1 protein-coding gene and 1 pseudogene are annotated in these 1003 nt (G+C 72.4%); both read right to left on the reverse strand.

Translation table 11 applies throughout. The features are described 5' to 3' along the window. Positions 1-234: 234 nt before the first annotated feature. Positions 235-816, reverse strand: coding sequence for a sugar kinase (locus tag ACWEBX_RS41500; protein WP_451889829.1), 582 nt, complete (start codon positions 814-816; stop codon positions 235-237). Continuing rightward, a pseudogene (locus ACWEBX_RS41505) lies at positions 813-1003 on the reverse strand (ROK family glucokinase); the annotation flags it as partial. The pseudogene ACWEBX_RS41505 and the gene ACWEBX_RS41500, both read right to left, overlap by 4 nt.

Here is a 1003-nt window from a genome sequence, read left to right on the forward strand (position 1 = left end):
CCGGGCCTCCGCCGTGGGCGCGGAGGGTGCCCATGCCGAGGGCGCACCCGCGGAAGGCACCCGCGCGGTCATCGCTTCCACCCCGTCCGGCATACGCCCGGTCACCTCCCGCCCTTCGGTCGAATCAGTTGTCTTCGACTCTACGGGCGGGGTCTGACAATCGGCTCCCACGACCGCGGCGGGCGGCTGCGGCCCTCGTCACCGGGCCCGGCCCGGTGTGGCGAGGCCGGGGCGCTACGGGATCGTGCGCGAGACGAGGTAGACCATCGGGTGGTCCGTCTCGGAGCCGTTCACGACGATGTCCTGGGTCGGCGCGGGGTCCTTCTGCTTGTGCACGAGTCCCCACCAGGGGCCGGGGCCGGTGAACTCCCACCCGACGACCTTCTGGTTGCGGTCGCTGATGGTGATGTGGTCCTTCTTCAGCGCGGCACGGCTGGTGCCGACGCCCTTGAGGAACCCGTCGAGCCCCGCCTGTGTGGTGCCGAACTGGACGTACAGCCGGCTGGTCTTCCAGTTGTTCGTCTCGTAGTAGGCGACGTCGGTGGACTTGCCGGGGATGGGCACCTGGTAGACGCGGCGCTGGACGCGCGAGGGCCAGCCCGAGGTGAGGCCGGTCGCCGAGTACTTCGCCTCCTTGTCCTTGCCGCTGTTGCGGCTCTGGTCCGCGGAGATCACCAGGTAGCCGGCGGGTACGCCGATGAGCAGCACGATGATCAGCAGGGTCAGCGCGCGGCGGCGGAACTTGTGGCGCGGGTCCTCGGGCGGCCGCTGCGGCTCGTCCGGGGAGGTCGCCTGACGAGGGAGCGAGGCGGTCACCGCGACTCCTGCTGCGTCGTGCGGCGGGTCTCGGCGTAGCGCTCGTACCGCTCGTAGCGCTCCACGCGGCGCCGCTTGGCGCGCCGGAAACGGCGGGCGACGAGCCGCGCGAGGTCGGCGGCGCCGACCATGCCTGCCTCGGGGCCGAGCTGGGCGCGCGCGATCCGTGCCTCGGGGCGGTAGCCGC

The organism is Streptomyces sp. NPDC005070, from assembly GCF_053600395.1.